We start from the raw sequence: 17,576 nt of genomic DNA on the forward strand, positions 1-17,576 counted from the left end.
GACCGAGTCGGTCAGGCTGCGCCGTTCCGGTCGGCGGCCAGCCACGGATTCGAGAGCAGGACGAACGCGGACTCGACGATGAGCACCGGTGACATCGTCGTCTGCAGACGACGCCTCGCCTCGGCGATGGCGTCGATGCGCAGCAGCGTCGTATCGGCGGTGTCCCTGTTGCCCTGCTCGGCGATGAGCTCATCCTCGCCGGCGTTGATCCACCCGTCGCGGATCCCCAGCTGGTACATGAGGATGTCACGGTAGAGGCTCATGAGTTCGAGGAAGATCCGGTCGAGCTCATCGTTGCGCGCCCGCACCGACCGTCGCTTCTGCTCCTCCTCGAGTCTGCGGATCTGCGCCCTCGCCGAGGGCGGCACGGTCTTCTCGCCCGCGATGCCGAGGGTCTCCATGAGATCGCTGCGCTCCTTCGCGTTGCGCTCCTCGACCCGGGCCTTCGCGGTCTCCGCCGCCTCGTCGACGATGCGTCCCGCGAGCCGGATCGTCGCCCCCACTGAGGTGAGCTTGCCGGGGATGTCGAGGATCTTCCGCCGTTCGTCCGCGGCGGTCTCGCTGAGCGCCATGTGCTTGGCCCGCCCGATGTGGTTCTGGGCGACCGCAGCCGCCCACCGCGCCCGCTCGGGGTCGACGTGATCGCGTTCGATGAGCAGTGTCGAGACTGCTTCACGGGACGGAATGCGCAGCCGCACGGGACGGCACCGGGACCGGATCGTCGTGAGCACGTCGATGGGGCTCGGGGCGCAGAGCAGCCACACGGTCGCCGGCGGCGGCTCCTCGATGGCCTTGAGCAGGACGTTGGCGGTGCGTTCGGTCATCCGGTCGGCGTCCTCGATGATGACGACGCGCCACGGCGCGTTCACCGGCGCCGACTGTGCGGTCCCGACGAGATCGCGCACCTCATCGATGGCGATGACCGACTTCTGCGTCGACATGATCGTCAGCGATTCGTGATGGCCCTTGAGCACACGCTCGGTCACCTCGTTGGGCGCTTCTCCCCCGGAGATGAGCGCGGCGGCGAAGGCGCGCGCGGCGTTCGAGCGCCCCGACCCGGGAGGGCCGGTGAACAGCCACGCATGCGTCATCGCCCCAGGAGAGTGGAGGGCGTACTCGAGCTGGCGGACGACATCGTCCTGACCGACGAGTTCGTCGAAGACGCTCACCGGCTTCCCTCCGGCCCGTTGCCGCGGGAGCGGTTGCGCTCACGCTGTCGACGCACCCGCTCACGCGCCTGGCGTTCGATCTCGGCCTGCGCCTGCAGGCGCTCGCGGCTCGTCTGCCGGGCGCTGCGCGCAGGCAGGACGGTCGTCTCCGCCTCGTCGGCGGCGTCGGCCGACCGGTCCTGTCCCCGTGCCGCCGAGGTGTCGATGACGTTCGTCGGCGCCTCATCGGGGTCATCCTCGTCGGTGAGCGGTGCCCTCGGGGTGAATCGCTGCGCCGGCAGCACGGTCGTCGCCGCTTCCCCGGGATCGCCCGGCTTGTCAGCGGACCGCTTCGGCTCATCGCTGTCCCCGCGCTCGGCGGCTTCGCGCTCGGTCGCCCGGGCATCGGTCGTCGAGGTCACGTTCTGACCAGCAGCAGGCGTCTCGCGTTCGATGACGACGATCTCGTCGTCATCGCCGTCAATGTCGACCTCGCCGTCCCTGCCAGCGGCGGAGTCGACATCCGCCTCGTCGGGACGGTCGTCCCTGAGGTCGGCGCCGAGGTCGACGCGATCGGTCGCGACGCCGTCCGCCTCGGCATCGGGACGCGCCGTCGGCACGATGCGCTCGTCGGAGACGGGGATGAATCGCGACCGCTCGTCGGCCTCGTCGTCTCCCGCTGACTCGCTCTCGTTCGAACGGTGATCCTCCCCTGGGCTCGGCGCATCGGGTGCGCCGGTGGACGGCGCATCTGGATCGTCCGCGGCCGGCGCGGCGGAGGCCTCGGGAGCACCGACGGTTCCGGGTGCACCGGGGGTGCCGAAGACGATGGTCTCCGATTCCTCGGCGACGTCGGTGACCGGCTTCTGCGAGGACTCATCGACAGCCTCGGCGGCACCGGCCGCGCCACCCGACCCCGTGGTCAGGGTATGGGGCAGGCGCGCATGGACGGCCTCGAGGATCTGCCCGGTGAGTTCGTCGGCGGTCACGGACGCGTCGAGGACGACGTAGCGCTCAGGGTCCTTCTGCGCGCGCGAGAGGTAGGTCTGGCGCACACGCTGGTGGAACTGCTGGCTCTCCTCGTCGAGGTAGTTGGCGCCTCCGCGTGAGCTCATCCGTTCGGCGGCGACCTCGGGGTCGATGTCGAGGACGATCGTCAGGTGTGGGATGAGCCCTTCGGTCGCCCAGCGGCTGAGTGCGAGGATCGTCGTCGGATCGAACTCCCGGCCCGCGGCCTGGTAGGCGACGGTCGAGTCGATGTAGCGGTCGGTGATGACGATGCTGCCCGCCTCGAGGCCGGGATCGACGAGAGAGGCGACGTGATGGGCGCGGTCGGCTGCGAAGAGGAGCGCCTCGGTGCGCGGGCTCGGCGGATCGGAGTCGAAGAGCACCGACCGGATCTGTCGGCCCAGCTCGGTCCCTCCGGGCTCCCGGGTCGATTCGACGCTGTAGCCCTCATCGGCCAGCGCCCGGGAGATCCGTGCGATCTGCGTGCTCTTGCCCGATCCGTCGCCGCCTTCGATGGCGATGAAGAAGCCGGGGCCGAACCGGTCGGCCAGAGCCCCGACGCCGTCTCTGCTCGCGTCGTCGGTGTGGGCGTGCGGGCGGAAGCCGTGGACGATGTCGACCGAGAGGCCCTGCAGGCCGTGCGGGTCGAAGACGAAGAGGCCGACGATGCCGGCGACGACCGCTGCGAGGCCGATGAGGACGAAGGCGACGTCGGCAGGAGGCAGCGACCACATGGGGGCGGCGCCGATCGGATCGACGGTGACGTTGACGGCGTTGATGAGCAGCGCGATGAGACCGCCGGCAACAGCGCCGATGCGGCGGGAGAAGTCGTAGACCTGTGAGCGCACGCCGATGCCGACGAGGAACGCGACGGCTCCGGTGAGCACCACCTTGCCCGAGAGCTCGTCGATCGCGCCGGTCGCGATGAGGAGGATTCCGGAGACGGCGAGCGCGAAGGCCGAGACGCGGGGCCGGGACATGCCCGGGGCGAAGGTCGGGCCCATCTCGAACCCGATGGCCCAGCCGAGGAGGGCGACGACGAGGATGAGCGCATATCCTGCCTGGCCGAAGCCGTGCTCGACGGCGGTCGGCTGCGCGAGGATGAATGCCGCTCCGAGCACCGCGAAGAGCGCGGTCGGCACCCACGGCCGCTCGATGGTCGCCGGCGGCCGGGCGACCTTCGCCTTCGCGATCGGGAAGGCCCCGGTCGTCGCCGATTCCGCGTGGAGGGCGCGTTCGGGGGTGAGGTAGATCATCACGGCGCCGATGGCCATGGCGACGCCGACGGCGAGGCTCATCCAGCCCAGAGCCTGGGTGCCGGCGGCGGGCCCGCCCATGATCTGGAAGGAGCACGCGAGGAAGAGGAGAACCGTCGCGGGCACGCCCACACGACGCCACGGCTTCTCATTGGTGAAGGGGGTCAGGCTCATGAGCAGCCCGATGACGGCACCGAGGATGAGGGCGCAGACCCAGGTCAGCCACGCGCTGGGGGCGAGGCTGAGGACGATGAGCAGGCCCGCCTCGGCGATGGTGGCGATGCTCAGCGCGAGCTTGCGCACCCCGGGACCGCGGCGGGCGAACACGGTGGCGGGGATGAAGAGGCCCGCCCCGGCGAGGACGAAGACGATGAGGAGGGAGAGGCTGCCGGCGAGGTTGTCGAACTCCCCGGCCACGAGCGTCTCCCCGATCATCGTGAACGCGCGACCGCCGACCGTCGTGAGATAGCCGTTGGTGCCGGCTACGACGTAGCTGATCGCGGCGAGGACGATGAGAGCGCCCCAGACCGCGGTTTCGGTGACCAACCGGCCGGGTGCGCCGGGAAGCCGATGTCCTGTAGTCGTCAACATGCTCACGCCTCTACCCTATCGGCAGCGTCTGACATCTCTCTTGGAAGGTCAGTGCCGGTCGGGGCCCTGCCGCGTCCCGACCGGCGCAGCGCACGGGGTCGGACGCGGCAGCGGGCATGTGCGTCCTCTACTCTGGTTCCGTGACGAACGAGCGCGCATCCGAGGACCTGGACCGACGAGAGACGATGGACGTCGTCGAGACGAGCGGTCTGAGCCCCGTCGATGAGCTCGCCTTCGCCCGCGTCCTCCTCGACTCGGTCAAGTCCGGGCGCCGAGGTGCGACCCTGCGGATTTACCGGCCGGCCCCGACGCTCGCGTTCGGCGCCCGCGACCGCTTCCTCCCGGGGTTCCCCGCGGCGATCGAGGCCGCCCGCGCCCACGGGTTCACCCCCGCCCTGCGCAGCCTCGGCGGGCGGGCGGCGGCCTACCATCCGGGGTCGATCGTCATCGATCACATCGAACCGAGCGACTCCTTCATCACGGATACGACGACGCGCTTCTCGACCTTCGGCGCCGACTACGCCGAGGTGCTCCGCTCCCTCGGCGTCGACGCCCGGGTCGGAGAGATCCCCGGCGAGTACTGCCCGGGAGAGTACAGCGTCAACGTCGCCGGTCGGATCAAGGCGATCGGCACCGCGCAGCGCGTCGTGGCCGGGGCGTGGCTGTTCTCGTCCTCGGTCGTCGTCACCGATCCCGACCCGATCCGGGCCGTGCTCACCGATGTCGAGGCGGCCCTCGGCGTCGCGTGGGATCCGACCACGGGCGGGTCGATCAGTGAAGTGAGCCCGGGGATCACGGTCGATGCCGTCGCCGACGCGTTCGCCTCCTACTACGGACGCGACCGTGTGCTCACGCCGAGCTCACCGACCCCCGAGGAGCTCGCCGCCCTGCCCGAGCAGGCCGCCAAGCACGCGCTCTGAGCCCACGCTGCGCAGAGTCCCGTGGGCACCTGCGCAGCGCTGACGGTGATCGAGTCCCGAGCCGCGCCGGGCCTCAGGGGGTCTTCGGCTTCGTCGTCCGCTTCGCCGCCGTGGTCTTGGCGGCAGTGGACTTCTTCGCCGCGGTCGTCGACTTCGCCGCCGTCGTCTTCTTGGCAGCCGTCGTCTTCGCAGCGGTCGTCTTCTTCGCGGTCGTCTTCTTCGCAGGAGCCTTCTTCGCAGGAGCCTTCTTCGCCGGTGCCTTCTTCTTCGCCGGGCCCTTCGCGCGCTTCTCGGCGAGGAGTTCGGCACCGCGGGCAGGCGTGATCGACTCGACGTCGTCGTCCTTGCGCAGGGTCGCGTTCGTCTCCCCGTCGGTGACGTAGGGACCGAAGCGACCGTCCTTGACGACCATCGGCTTCTTCGTCTCCGGATCCTCCCCGAGCTCCTTGAGCGGCGGCTTGGCCGTGCGGCCGCCGCGCTGCTTGGGCTCGGAGTAGATCTTCAGCGCCTCCTCGAGGGTGATCGTGAAGATCTGCTCCTCATCGGTCAGCGACCGCGAATCGGTGCCCTTCTTCAGGTACGGACCGTACCGGCCGTTCTGCACCGTGATGTCCGTGCCCTCCTCGTCCTGGCCGACGATGCGGGGCAGGCTGAGGAGCTTGAGCGCGGTCTCGAGGTCGATCGTACCGACGTCCATCGACTTGAACAGGGACCCGGTGCGCGGCTTGGGCTTCTTCGCACCCCGCTTCGGCTTCTCCTCGGGTTCGGGCAGCACCTCGGTGACGTAGGGGCCGAATCGGCCGTTCTTCGCCACGATCGTGTGCCCGGTCTCCGGGTCGACGCCGAGTTCGCGGTCGCCGTCACCCTGGCTCTCGATGAGCTCCGCAGCCTTCGCGGCGGTGAGCTCGTCGGGGGCGAGATCGTCGGGCAGGGAGACGCGCTTGGGGTCCTCCCCCTCGACCGCCGAGGCGACCTCGAGGTAGGGACCGTACCGACCCACCCGCAGTGCCACCCCATCGGTGATGGGGACCGTGTTGACCTCACGGGCATCGATGTCGCCGAGGTCGTCGACGATCTCCTTGAGCCCTTCCCGGTCGTAGCCCTCGGCTCCGAAGTAGAACCGCGCCAGCCATGCCTTGCGATCCTCTTCGCCCATCGCGATGCGGTCGAGCTCGGATTCGAGGTCGGCGGTGAACTCGTAGTCGACGAGCTCGGTGAAGTGCTCCTCGAGCAGGCGGACGACGGAGAACGCGAGCCAGCTCGGCACGAGCGCGTTGCCGCGCGAGGTGACGTAGCCGCGGTCCTGGATGACGGAGATGATCGAGGCGTACGTCGAGGGACGACCGATGCCGAGCTCCTCGAGCTGCTTGACGAGGCTCGCCTCAGTGAAGCGCGGAGGCGGTGCCGTGGTGTGGCCGTCGGCCTCGACGGAGACGACGGAGAGCTTCTGGCCCTCCTCGACCTGCGGGAGACGGGACTCGCCGGACTTCGTGTCGTACCGGCTCGCGTCCGTGCCCTCCTCGTAGGCGGCGAGGAAGCCGCGGAAGGTGATGACGGTGCCGGAGGCGCTGAAGCCCGCCTCATGGCCGTCGCCGAGGTCGGCGGCGACGCGGATCGTCGCGGTCTTGCCCTTCGCGTCGGCCATCTGGCTGGCGACCGTGCGCTTCCAGATGAGGTCGTAGAGACGGAACTCGTCACCGCTGAGCGACTTCGCGACCTGGGCGGGGGTGCGGAACGAGTCACCGGCAGGCCGGATCGCCTCGTGCGCCTCCTGCGCGGACTTCTGCTTGCTCGAGTACTGCCGGGGCGCCTCGGGAACGAACTCGGGACCGTAGAGTTCGGTGACCTGCCGGCGGGCGGCGGAGATGGCCTGACCGGACAGCGCCGAGGAGTCGGTGCGCATATAGGTGATGTAGCCGTGCTCATAGAGCGACTGGGCGGTGCGCATCGCCTGACGCGCGCTCATCCGCAGCTTGCGGCCGGCCTCCTGCTGCATCGTCGAGGTCGTGAAGGGCGCCGCCGGGCGCCTCGAGTACGGCTTCGACTCGACGGCGGTGACGGTGAGCGCGTCCTTCGCACTGCCCGAGAGCAGACTGGCGAGTTCTTCGGCCTTCGCCTGGTCGACGACGACAGCGGACTTCGTCTTCAGCTGACCCTTGTCGTCGAAGTCGCGGCCGCTGGCGACCCGCGATCCATCGAGGGTGGTGAGGTTCGCGGCGAACGGGTTCGACCCGTCGGGCAGGCCGAGGTCGATGTCGAGGTCCCAGTAGTCCGCGGGCACGAAGGCCATGCGCTCGCGTTCGCGTTCGACGACGAGGCGGGTGGCCACCGACTGCACACGACCGGCGGAGAGGCCGGCACGGACCTTGCGCCACAGCACTGGGGAGACCTCGTAGCCGTAGAGGCGGTCGAGGATGCGCCGGGTCTCCTGCGCGTCGACGAGGGCGTCGTCGATCTCGCGGGTGTTCTCCAGCGCCCGGGCGATCGCCTCGGGGGTGATCTCGTGGAAGACCATGCGCTTGACGGGGATCTTCGGCTTGAGCACCTCGAGCAGGTGCCACGCGATGGCCTCGCCTTCGCGGTCCTCATCGGTGGCGAGATAGAGTTCGTCGGCGTCCTTGAGGAGGCGCTTGAGTTCGGTGACCTTCTTCTTCTTGCCCGGGTCGACGCGGTAGTAGGGATCGAAGCCGTTGTCGACGTCGACCGCGAACTTCCCGTAGGGCCCCTTCTTCATATCGGCCGGGAGCTCCGACGGCGTCGGCAGGTCGCGGATGTGCCCGACCGATGCCTCGACGTCATAACCGTCGCCGAGGTACCCCACGATCGTGCGCGCCTTCGTCGGGGACTCGACGATGACGAGACGACGAGGCTGCTTCTCGGTTGTGGCCACGTTCACTCATTCCTCTCAGGGCATTGCGATGATCGACAGTATGGACGATCCGGCCCAATGTAACACTGATGTCACCCTGCCATCTCCATCGGGGCGCACGCACCCGGTCACGGACGGATCGCCTATGCCGCCTCGGCGACCAGGGTGCGGAGAACCCGGTTCAGGGGGTGCCCGGAAGCAGTGCACCCGCCGCGACGAGGCCCCTGACCTGCGCGATGAGCTGAGCCTCGAGTGCTGCCGCGTCGACGTCGAGGAGCTGCGCGAGGGCAGCGGCCGTCTGCCCAAGCGTGAGGGAGCCGTCGGCGACGGAGACGACGCCGGCGAGCGCGGTGTCGAGGTCGAAGACCTGGCCGAAGCCGATCCCCTGCTCAAGCGTGATCGACGTCGGATCCTCCTCCCCCGGCACGTGGTGGCGGTGCTCGACGAGGTCGGGTGAGCGGGTGAACGCGGTCGCCGCGATCTCCTTATCGCTCGCCCCGGCCAGCCAGGAGCGCAGCTCCGCGACCGTGGTGAGGAACGCACCGATCCCGTGGGGGTTCGTCGCCATCGCCGAGGTGATCCGGACCTTCTCGCGGGGCGCGGGCACCGCTGCCGGACCGGTGTCGGAAAGGTCGCCTGGCGAAAGCGTTGGGGAATCGTTATCTGCTCGGTGCATGAGGACGTAGCCGAAGGCGATCCCGGTGACCTGCCGGGAGGCGAAGTCGTCCAGCCACGCAGCGGTCGCTGCGTTCCAGTCGTCGCCGGCCCGGGCGATGCCGCCGTCGCGGATCCACGTCTCGGCGTAGGCGACGGGATCGAGGACTTCGCGTTCGATGACGAGCACCGAGGTGCCGGGGTCGGCCACCCAGGATTCGGGTCCGGCCGACGACTCTGCGGTGATCTCCCAGTTGCCCAGACACACGGCGCGGCCGCCGGGGGTGAGCACGGAGGGGACTGCGGTGAAGAGCTCCCGCACGAGGCGGTCTCCGCTCATGCCTCCGTCCCGGTACTCGAAGTCGGGGACGACCGCCTCGGCGTCCGGGGTGCGCGGGGTGATGACGAACGGCGGATTCGACACGAGCAGGTCGACGTCCTCGTTCAGCGGCTCGAGCAGGGAGCCCTGGCGCAGGTCGATGTTCGTCACCCCGGCCAGTCCGGCGCTCAGTGCGGTGAGGTGGAGGGCCCGGGCGGAGATGTCGGTGGCGATGACCCGCTCGACGTGGCGGGCGAGCAGGAGGGCCTGGACGCCGCAGCCGGTGCCGATGTCCGCTGCCGTCGTCACTCGGTCGCGCGGGGTGATGGAGACGAGCGTGCGCCCGGCCCCGCCGAGGCCGAGGACGAAGTCCCCGGGAAGGACCTCGGGTGAGGTGAGCGTGCCGTGGTCGGCGACGAGGTAGAGGTTCTCATCGCCGCGGCGCAGGCCCCGGGGCACGCCGACGGGGATCTCGTACGGAGTGAGTGCGAACGGGGCCCGGGCGCAGAGGGTGACGCCGTCGGGCCGGACCTCCTCGACGAGGCCGAGGTCGCGCGCCGCCCGGTACGCCTCGGTGCCGAGGGCTGCGGCGAGGACGATCGCGGGCACCTGTTCGCGCAGCCAGAAGACGAGGGTGATCGCGGCCAGCCGTTCGTCGCCGGACAGCGGCGGGAGTGCATCGGCCTCGGCGTCGCCACCCGATTCGGCGGGTGATTCGCCGGCAGATTCGCCAGCTGGTACGTCGGCTGATTCGGCTGGTGCGAGGCGGGCGGCACCGCTGCCGATCGCCTCGACGAGTCTCTCGTCGAGGACGCTGCGGCAGTGGTGGAGGGCCGGGGCGGCGTTGGTGCGGGTCAGCGCGTCGGAGACGGCACCGCCCCAGAACTGCCGCAGGTACGGTTCGGTGTACCCGGCCGCATAGAGGGTGGCGCCGAGGTGTTCGGCTCGGGGCAGCTGGTCGGCGGTGAGGGGGTGCGTCTCTTCGGTCACAGGTGAATCCTAGCCAGCAGGCTCTGGGACATAATTGAGACATGTCCTCTTCCGCTCTCCACGACATCGTGACCGGGTTCGGTGTCAGGGACGATCGGATCGTCCACCTCCGCGAGATTCCACAGCGTGTCGAACTCGAGTCGGACTGGCCCGACTGGGTCGATGAGGAGCTGCGGCGTGCGGCCGAAGCGATCGGAGTCGTCCGCCCGTGGCGCCACCAGGTCGAGGCGGCCCAGGCCGCCCGCGACGGTGAGGACGTCGTCATCGCCACCCCGACCGCCTCCGGGAAGTCACTGGGCTTCTGGCTGCCGGTCCTCGAATCGATCCAGACGACCCGGGACAGTCTGCGCACCGCCTCGGCGATCTACATCGCCCCGACGAAGGCGCTCGCCGCCGACCAGCTGACGAAGCTCGAGCAGCTCATCGTCCGCGGGGTGCGTCCGGCCGCCTACGACGGGGACACCTCGCAGGCGGCGAAGGACTGGGCGAGACGACACGCGAACTTCGTCTTCACCAACCCCGACATGCTCCACCGGGCGATCCTGCCCCAGCACGAGCGCTTCGCGCGCCTGTTCAAGTCCCTGCGCTTCATCGTCGTCGACGAAGCGCACCGCTACCGCGGCGTCTTCGGATCCCACGTCGCCCTCATCCTCCGCCGACTGCTGCGCATCGCCGCGCACTACGGCGCCCACCCCGTCGTCATCGGCGCCTCGGCGACGATGGCCCAGCCCGATGCCGCCTTCGCCCGGCTCACCGGCCGCCCCGCCCACCCGGTGACCGAGGACGCCTCCCCACGGGCCGCAGGCAGCTTCGCCCTGTGGGAACCGCCGCTCTCGGCCGCCGGGGACCGGCGCGGGGGCATGGCCGAGGCCGCCGACGTCCTCACCGATGCGATGTGCGCAGGTTTCCGCTCTCTCGCCTTCATCGCCTCCCGCCGCGGCACCGAGACACTCGCGGCGACCGTGCGCGAGCAGGTGGGACTCGTCGACGAATCACTCACCGGAAAGGTCGCCGCCTACCGAGGCGGGTACCTCGCCGAGGAGCGTCGGGCCCTCGAATCCGCGCTGCGTTCGGGGAGGCTCCTCGCGGTAGCGTCGACGAACGCGCTCGAGCTCGGCATCGACATCTCCGGGCTCGACCTCGTCATCGTCTCCGGGTGGCCGGGCACCCTCGCGTCGCTGTGGCAGCAGGCCGGTCGTGCAGGCCGCGCCGGGCAGCGGTGGATGGCGGTCTTCATCGCTCGCGACGACCCGCTCGACACCTACGTCGTCCACCATCCCGAGGTGATCTTCGACGCCCCCGTCGACGCGGGTGTCATCAACCCCGGCAATCCGTACGTCCTCGCCGGCCACCTCTGTGCGGCCGCGGCCGAGGTGCCGCTCACCCGCTCGGACTTCGCCCACTTCCCCGACAATGCCGCCGAGGTGGTCGACGACCTTGTCGAACGCAAGCTCCTGCGGGCCCGACCCTTGGGATGGTTCTGGGCGAAGGACGAACCGGCGACCGATCAGTCGGACATCCGCGGCTCCGGCGGCGCCCAGTTCCGCCTCGTCGAGGCGAGCACCGGCACGCTGCTCGGCACGGTCGACGAGACCGGTGCGCACCGTGGGGCGCACCCCGGAGCCGTGTACACCCACCAGGGCACGGACTTCCTCGTCGAGGACCTCGACCTCGACGAGCGCATCGCCCTCGTCGACCGCGCGGAGGTCGACTACACGACGCAGGCGCGTTCGCTCACAGAGATCTCCATCGTCGACACCGCGACTCAGCGCACTCTGCCCTCGGGTGTCGGCGTGGCCAGCGGCACCGTCGACGTCACCGACCAGGTCGTCGCCTATCGGATGCGGGCGAAGCGCGGCGGAACGATCCTCGCCGAACACGAACTCGACCTGCCCGAGCGCACCCTGCGGACCTCAGCTGTGTGGTGGACGATCCCGAAGGCGCTCCTCGAATCCGCGGAGGTGCTGGCGGCCGATCTGCCCGGAGCCGTCCATGCCGCCGAGCATGCCTCGATCGGTCTGCTGCCCCTCTTCGCCGGCTGCGACCGATGGGACATCGGCGGGGTCTCGACAGCTGTGCACGCGGACACGGGCATGGCCACCGTCTTCGTCTACGACGGTCTGGCCGGGGGTGCCGGCTTCGCCGAGCGCGGCAGCGAGGTCATCGAGGAATGGCTCGGTGCCACCCGGGATGCGATCGCCGCCTGCGAGTGCGTCGACGGCTGTCCCTCGTGCGTCCAATCACCGAAGTGCGGCAACGGCAACGAACCGCTCGACAAGGACGCCGCTCTGCGCCTGCTCCGGGCCGTGCTCTAGGTCACTTCCCGGCCACGGCCTTCTCCCTGACCTCGGGAAGCGGCCCGGGGATGTCGACCGCGACCTCGACGTAGGCGCTCTGCTCCGCTGACGAGGCACGGCAGTCGCGCATGACCGCCCCGTTGCGCTCACTCACCTCCTTCGCCGCCTCACAGGGGTCCCCGGGCGCCAGGCCGCGGACGGCGTCGGCGGCGGCAAGCGCCGCAAGGTCGGCCGCGGACTGCGCGGTGCTGTGGGCGACGAACGCCTGGCTGAGTGCCCCGATCGCAGTGACGAGTCCGAGGATGACCCCGCAGAGTCCGATGACGATGTTCGTCACCCCGGATCACTCCCTCCCGGCCGTCCACCCTCAGTCCGGGCCGTCGCCGCCGCTTCGACCTCGTCGAGGAAGAAGATCGCGTCGGGCAGGCGCACGGTCACCGTCACCGTCGCGTAGCCGCCGTCGGAGCCCACACGCACGGTCGAGGCGCGTCCCGCATGCTTCTTCGCCTCATCGACGACCACAGCGTGAGGTTCGCCCCGGGCGATCTCGCGGGCCGCGGACCGTGCGGCGTCGAACGCACGCAGCTGGGTGAAGCCGATCGCTGCGGCCCCGGCGAGCACGACGACGAGGAGGACGAGTGCGGGGAGGACGACGGCGAACTCCGCGGTCGCCGTCCCCCGGTCCCGGCGCTCCGCGTCGGCGTGCTCGCAGACCGTCATCTCAGCCTCCGAGGCCGAGTGCGGTCTGGATGACGCCGGTGACGAGCTCCTTGATCGGCTCGGACTTGAGGATGACGACGAGGAGCGCGGCGAAGCCGCACGCTGCGAGAGTGGTGATCGCGTACTCCGCCGTCGTCGCCCCGGTGTCCGGACCCCACTCGGCATCGGGCCCCAGCGGCGACTCGGCGGTCGGAGGACCCTCGGGCGGCCGGGTCTGCGGCGGTGGCTCGTCGGGGGTCGGGGTCGTCGAAGTGTCTGTGCTCATGTTCTCCTCCTCGAAGAAATGACCGTGCGCGCTCTGCGAACGGTCCTCCACTGTGGAGGAGGCATACGGGCCGGGTCGAGGGGCGGATCCGAGGCTGTGGAAACCGTTTGGGCGTCCACAGACCCGTGGCACACGAGTCCCGCGGTACTCCACAGGAGAACGGACACAAGTCACGCGGTCGCCGGTCGGCTCCGGTCGCCGCCCGGCTCTGGTCGCCGGCCGACTCTGGCCGCCGGTCGGCTCTACCGCCGTCCGGCTGGAGGGCCCTCAGTCGGCCCAGTCGTCCCTGAGCACCGCCATGATCACCTCGTCGTGGCGGCGGCCGTTGAAGAACACGGCTTCGCGTCGCCTGCCCTCCTCGACGAATCCGGCCTTCGTGTACGCGGCGATGCCGCGGGTGTTGAACGCCCATGTGCGCAGTTCGATGCGGTTGAGTCCGAGCTGGAGGAACCCGTAGCGCAGGGCCAGGCGCACGGCGTCGGCTCCGAAGCCATGCCCGTGGAACTCGGGACCGAGGATGATCGCCAGCGTCGCCGACTGATTGATCGTGTCGCGGCCGAAGAGGGTGACGTGCCCGACGAACTCCTCGGTCTCGAGCAGTTCGATGCTCAGACCCACCGAACTCGAGTCGGTGTTCGCGCTCCACTGCGTGAACTGCTCGGACACACCGCCTTCGGGCCGCGGCAGCACGGTGGTGTTCTGGAGGACGACGATCGAGGGGTCGAACCACCACTGCTCGAGATAGGGAAGGTCATCGGACTGCAGTGGACGCAGCCGCACAGAGGAGCCGACGAAGAGGTTCTCGGCGTACTGCTCGGCCTGTTCGACGTCGGCCAGCCGTTGGAACGGTGTCACGGAGGTCGGTGTCACAGAAGACATGCATCGACCCTATCAATCGCCTCGCCGCACCCGCGCGGACCCGCGTCGAGCCCACCGGCATTCCCCCCTGCGACGGGCAGCGCTCACCCCGATCCGTGGGAAGCTGGGTGAGAGGACACCGCCGAGGCGCCCCGGGAAAGGACTGCCATCATGAGCACAGGAGCACATCCCGATCGGGGAGATCTCGCGGCAGACGGCAGCGACGAGGTCGTGGCCGCGCTGGCCTCGGGGCAGCAGACGACGTGGTTCCGCCACGATCTGCCGCCGAGCGCCGACGTCCTTGCCGTCATCGACGTCGACTCCCGGGTAATGGACGCCGCGGCCGAACGCTTCGCGCGCTTCGCTCCCTGGTTCGCAGAGACGTTTCCCGAGGTCCCGGACGGCATCATCGAGTCACCCCTCGTCGAGGCCGCCAGCGCACGCGATCACCTCGGGGCCCGCCTCGGGGCCGCCCTTCCCGGGCGGCTCTGGCTCAAACGCGACGACGCGCTGCCGGTGAGCGGCTCGATCAAAGCCCGCGGCGGGTTCCACGAGGTCCTCGAGTTCGCCGAGGCCGTCGCCGCAGCCGCGGGTTTCGACACCGCGGACGCCGCCGTGTACAGCAGCGGTGCCTTCCGTGCGATCGCCCGGGACCGGACCGTCATCGTCGGGTCGACGGGGAACCTCGGACTCTCGATCGGCATCCTCGCCGCCGCCCTCGGCTTCGCCTGTACGGTCCACATGTCGGCCGATGCGAGGGAGTGGAAGAAGGAGAAGCTGCGCACCCACGGCGTCGAGGTCATCGAGCACGAAGGCGACTTCGTGGCCGCCGTTGCCGCCGGTCGCACGGCGGCCGCCTCAGACCCGAGCGCACATTTCGTCGACGACGAGGACTCCGTGAGCCTCTTCGCCGGCTACTCCGTGGCAGCACTGCGGCTGCGCGACCAGTTGGCGGCCGCCGCGGTGACGGTCGACGCCGACCACCCCCTCGTCGTCTACCTTCCGTGCGGGATCGGCGGAGGGCCTGGCGGGGTGACCTTCGGACTCAAACGGATCTTCGGCGACTCCGTCCACTGCGTCTTCGTCGAACCCGCCCACGCCCCGGCGATGTTCCTCGGCGTGCGCACGGGACTCCACAGCGGGATCGCCGTCCAGGACATCGGGCTGAGCGGAGCGACGATCGCCGACGGGCTCGCCGTCGCCCGTCCCTCACGTTTCATCGGTCCCCGGATCGGGCCGCTCATCTCGGGATTCGCCTCGGTCGACGACGAGGTCATCACTGCCGGCGTCGGTGTCCTCGCCGACGCCGAAGGGATCGCCGTCGAGCCGTCGGCGACCGCCGGTCTCAGCGTGCCCTGGCGGGCGACGACCGTCGACGCCCCCTGGCCGATGGGCGAGACCACCACGCACCTCGTGTGGCTGACCGGGGGCGCGATGGTCCCCCGGTCCGAACGCGACCACTACCTCGCCGCCGCCCGCGCCGTACCCGAGGACATCGCCGGACCCTGGAGATGATCACCTCGCCAGCCAGTCCCACCCTGACGCCTCCTCCAGGCAGTAGTCGAGGACGGCCCGTGTCCGCCGCGGCAGGGTCTGTCCCTTCGGATAGAGGGCGACGACGGCGTTGAGGGGGTGCGGGTCGGCGATCGGGATGTAGGCGATGCCGTCATCGGACATCGGATCCTCGGCCCCGGGCCGATGATTGCCCACCGAATACCCCAGCCCGCGGCGCACGAGTCCCCGGACGGTCTCCGGGCTCGAGCTCTGCCAGCGGACATCGGGTTCGACACCGGCGGCCCGGATGAAGCCCTCGACCCGATCGCGTGAGGGCGGTTGGCTGTAGATGACGAGCGGAAGGTCGGCGACATCGTGGAAGCTCAGCTGCTCTGCCTGCGCGAGCGGGTGCGAGCGGGCGAGCATGATCGTCTGCCGGAAGCGCACGATCTCCTGCGACCATTCGCCCTTCGGCAGCTGCGCCGCATACGTGATGGCGAGGTCGAGGCGACCGACATCGAGCTCTCGTCGCAGGTCACCGGTGGCGCCTTCGACGAAATCGACGTGGAGCTGCGGATGCGCGTGCGCGAAATCGCCGATGAGTCGCGGCAGCAGGTAGGGCCCGAGAGTGAAGACACACCCCACCCGCACGGTCCCGGTGAGAGCCGACTGCTCCCCCGCCGCGAGATCCGGGATCTCCCGTGCGAGGTCGAGGACGCTGCGAGCGCGCGAGACGAGGGCCGAGCCGGCTGCCGTGGGGTGGACTCCAGCGGTGCGACTGCGCACCAGCAGGGTCACGCCGAGGCTGCGCTCGAGCTCGTTGAGCGCGGTCGACACGGTCGCCTGAGTGACGTTGCAGGTCCGCGCCGCAGCAGTGATCGAGCCGTCGTCGAGGGCTGCGAGGAAGTACTCGAGCTGACGGAGGGTGACCTCTCCCATTGAGAATTCCTATGTGCATCCAAAGAACAATTGATTGGATTGATTCTATGATCCACGACACACTGAGAGAAGTCTCGGACCCGGTTGGTTCCCGAGCATCCTGACACCCCAGCTTCGACGGAGAGGCACGACATGTCCCCCACCACCGCTTCCCCCCGCGTCATCACTCTGGGCGTGGCCGGCGGCCCACGCTGGTGGCCGGCCACTGCCACCGAGGAGCCCTCGGGCATCGCCACCGCGATCGTCGTCGGCGACGCCCACTACCTCGTCGACTGCGGTGCCGGGACCGGCCGCAATCTCACTCGGGTCGGCCTGGCCTTCGACGATATGCGGGCGATCTTCCTCACCCATCTGCATTCGGACCATGTCGCCGACCTCGCAGGCCTGCTCCTCTTCAGCAGCTACGGCACGAGCGGCACCCGCAGCACCCCGGTGCAGATCCTCGGACCCGGGGACCGCGGGACGGCGCCGCCGCTGTCACCGTTCGCCGCCTCGGCGGATGGGACCGCCTCCCGCACCCCGCTCTATCCGCGGCAGCCGACCCCCGGCACCGCGGACATGGTCGACCTCATCCAGCGAGCCTTCGCAACCGATCTCAACGACCGCTACCTCGACGGGCTGCGTCTGACCGCCAAGCAGCTGTTCACGGCCTCCGACATCGCGCTGCCAGAGGGACTCGGCTACCACCCGGATGACAACCCGACGCCGGTGATGAGCCCCTTCCCCGTCTACGAGGACGATCGGGTGCGGGTGAGCGCCACCCTGGTCGCCCACCCGCCGGTGGCACCGGCGTTCGGGTTCCGCTTCGAGACCGACGAGGGAACGATCGTCGTCTCCGGGGACACCACGTACACGCCGAACATGGTCGCTCTGGCCCAGGACGCCGACCTGCTGCTCCACGAGGTCATCGACTCCGACTGGATCGAAGCGACCTACGGTGCCGCGACCGACCCGGCGACAGGGGCGATGAAGTCCCACCACCTGCGTTCGCACACGACCGTGACCGACGTGCTCCGGCTCGCCGACGAAGCGTCGGTCGCACGGCTCGCACTCCACCACATCGTGCCCGGCACGGCACGCCCGAACATCGAAGCACAGCTGCAGGCGGCCGGTGCCAGCCGCACGGTCATCGCCCGCGACCGGGAGGAGTTCCTCCTCCGCGCTCCGGCCCGCACCGCCGTCTGACCGCCTGCCCTACGCCTTACCCGCACCGACGATCCGAACCGCACCGCCGTTCCGTGCTCGACC

The 17,576-nt window shown here is 69.9% G+C and carries 13 protein-coding genes; 4 read left to right on the plus strand and 9 right to left on the minus strand.

Annotated features, from left to right (window positions below; translation table 11 throughout):
* Positions 1-11: 11 nt before the first annotated feature.
* Both BC102111_RS08640 and tmk read right to left on the minus strand, forming a co-directional pair.
* Positions 12-1,169, minus strand: a complete 1,158-nt coding sequence (locus BC102111_RS08640) for a DNA polymerase III subunit delta' (RefSeq protein WP_095376808.1) — start codon at positions 1,167-1,169, stop codon at positions 12-14.
* A complete protein-coding gene (gene tmk, locus BC102111_RS08645) occupies positions 1,166-4,003 on the minus strand; it encodes a dTMP kinase (RefSeq protein WP_223290020.1) in 2,838 nt (945 codons plus the stop codon). Before tmk ends, BC102111_RS08640 begins: the two co-directional genes overlap by 4 nt.
* 185 nt (positions 4,004-4,188) lie before the next feature.
* On the opposite strand from tmk, the gene BC102111_RS08650 reads away from it, so the two are divergent.
* Positions 4,189-4,923: a lipoate--protein ligase family protein gene (locus BC102111_RS08650; protein ID WP_223290036.1), complete on the plus strand. Its 735-nt coding sequence runs from the start codon at positions 4,189-4,191 to the stop codon at positions 4,921-4,923.
* A gap of 73 nt (positions 4,924-4,996) precedes the next feature.
* On the opposite strand, the gene topA is transcribed toward BC102111_RS08650, so the two are convergent.
* Positions 4,997-7,813 carry a type I DNA topoisomerase gene (gene topA / locus BC102111_RS08655; protein WP_101624092.1) on the minus strand — a complete coding sequence of 939 codons (2,817 nt, stop codon included), beginning with the start codon at positions 7,811-7,813 and terminating at the stop codon, positions 4,997-4,999.
* Between the two features lie 160 nt (positions 7,814-7,973).
* Positions 7,974-9,755, minus strand: a complete 1,782-nt coding sequence (locus tag BC102111_RS08660; protein WP_095376804.1) for a methyltransferase — start codon at positions 9,753-9,755, stop codon at positions 7,974-7,976.
* Between the two features lie 41 nt (positions 9,756-9,796).
* On the opposite strand from BC102111_RS08660, the gene sftH reads away from it, so the two are divergent.
* Complete coding sequence (gene sftH, locus BC102111_RS08665; protein WP_101624093.1) at positions 9,797-12,070, plus strand: DEAD/DEAH box helicase; 2,274 nt, start codon at positions 9,797-9,799, stop codon at positions 12,068-12,070.
* A 1-nt stretch (position 12,071) separates the two neighbouring features.
* Here sftH and BC102111_RS08670 read toward each other — a convergent pair whose 3' ends face one another.
* The 4 genes from BC102111_RS08670 to BC102111_RS08685 all read right to left on the minus strand — a co-directional run bounded on the left by BC102111_RS08670 (position 12,072) and on the right by BC102111_RS08685 (position 13,916).
* Entirely contained in the window at positions 12,072-12,389 is a 318-nt protein-coding gene (locus tag BC102111_RS08670) for an Rv3654c family TadE-like protein (RefSeq protein WP_095376802.1), read from the minus strand.
* Positions 12,386-12,772, minus strand: coding sequence for a TadE family type IV pilus minor pilin (locus BC102111_RS08675; RefSeq protein WP_101624094.1), 387 nt, complete (start codon positions 12,770-12,772; stop codon positions 12,386-12,388). The genes BC102111_RS08670 and BC102111_RS08675 overlap by 4 nt, the downstream gene beginning before the upstream one ends.
* 1 nt (position 12,773) lies before the next feature.
* Entirely contained in the window at positions 12,774-13,037 is a 264-nt protein-coding gene (locus BC102111_RS08680; RefSeq protein ID WP_101624217.1) for a DUF4244 domain-containing protein, read from the minus strand.
* Between the two features lie 267 nt (positions 13,038-13,304).
* A complete protein-coding gene (locus tag BC102111_RS08685; protein WP_100227540.1) occupies positions 13,305-13,916 on the minus strand; it encodes a GNAT family N-acetyltransferase in 612 nt (203 codons plus the stop codon).
* A 150-nt stretch (positions 13,917-14,066) separates the two neighbouring features.
* Here BC102111_RS08685 and dsdA point away from each other — a divergent pair, with 150 nt between their 5' ends.
* Positions 14,067-15,410: a D-serine ammonia-lyase gene (gene dsdA, locus BC102111_RS08690; protein WP_101624095.1), complete on the plus strand. Its 1,344-nt coding sequence runs from the start codon at positions 14,067-14,069 to the stop codon at positions 15,408-15,410.
* Here dsdA and BC102111_RS08695 read toward each other — a convergent pair whose 3' ends face one another.
* Positions 15,411-16,328 carry a LysR family transcriptional regulator gene (locus BC102111_RS08695; RefSeq protein WP_009380827.1) on the minus strand — a complete coding sequence of 306 codons (918 nt, stop codon included), beginning with the start codon at positions 16,326-16,328 and terminating at the stop codon, positions 15,411-15,413.
* A 132-nt stretch (positions 16,329-16,460) separates the two neighbouring features.
* Between BC102111_RS08695 and BC102111_RS08700 the strand changes: the two genes are divergently transcribed.
* The gene (locus tag BC102111_RS08700; RefSeq protein WP_095376798.1) at positions 16,461-17,513 is read left to right on the plus strand and encodes an MBL fold metallo-hydrolase; all 1,053 of its coding nucleotides are present in this window, start codon (positions 16,461-16,463) and stop codon (positions 17,511-17,513) included.
* Positions 17,514-17,576 lie beyond the last annotated feature (63 nt).

The organism is Brevibacterium casei CIP 102111 (genome assembly GCF_900169275.1).
GTDB classification, from domain to species: Bacteria; Actinomycetota; Actinomycetes; order Actinomycetales; family Brevibacteriaceae; genus Brevibacterium; species Brevibacterium casei.

Coding starts and splice junctions, on each gene's coding strand:
- BC102111_RS08675 (WP_101624094.1), bottom strand. CDS start 12,772: ATGACGGTCTGCGAGCACGCCGACGCGGAGCGCCGGGACCGGGGGACG.
- sftH (WP_101624093.1), top strand. CDS start 9,797: ATGTCCTCTTCCGCTCTCCACGACATCGTGACCGGGTTCGGTGTCAGG.
- BC102111_RS08700 (WP_095376798.1), top strand. CDS start 16,461: ATGTCCCCCACCACCGCTTCCCCCCGCGTCATCACTCTGGGCGTGGCC.
- BC102111_RS08685 (WP_100227540.1), bottom strand. CDS start 13,916: ATGTCTTCTGTGACACCGACCTCCGTGACACCGTTCCAACGGCTGGCC.
- BC102111_RS08650 (WP_223290036.1), top strand. CDS start 4,189: ATGGACGTCGTCGAGACGAGCGGTCTGAGCCCCGTCGATGAGCTCGCC.
- BC102111_RS08680 (WP_101624217.1), bottom strand. CDS start 13,037: ATGAGCACAGACACTTCGACGACCCCGACCCCCGACGAGCCACCGCCG.
- tmk (WP_223290020.1), bottom strand. CDS start 4,003: ATGTTGACGACTACAGGACATCGGCTTCCCGGCGCACCCGGCCGGTTG.
- BC102111_RS08695 (WP_009380827.1), bottom strand. CDS start 16,328: ATGGGAGAGGTCACCCTCCGTCAGCTCGAGTACTTCCTCGCAGCCCTC.
- dsdA (WP_101624095.1), top strand. CDS start 14,067: ATGAGCACAGGAGCACATCCCGATCGGGGAGATCTCGCGGCAGACGGC.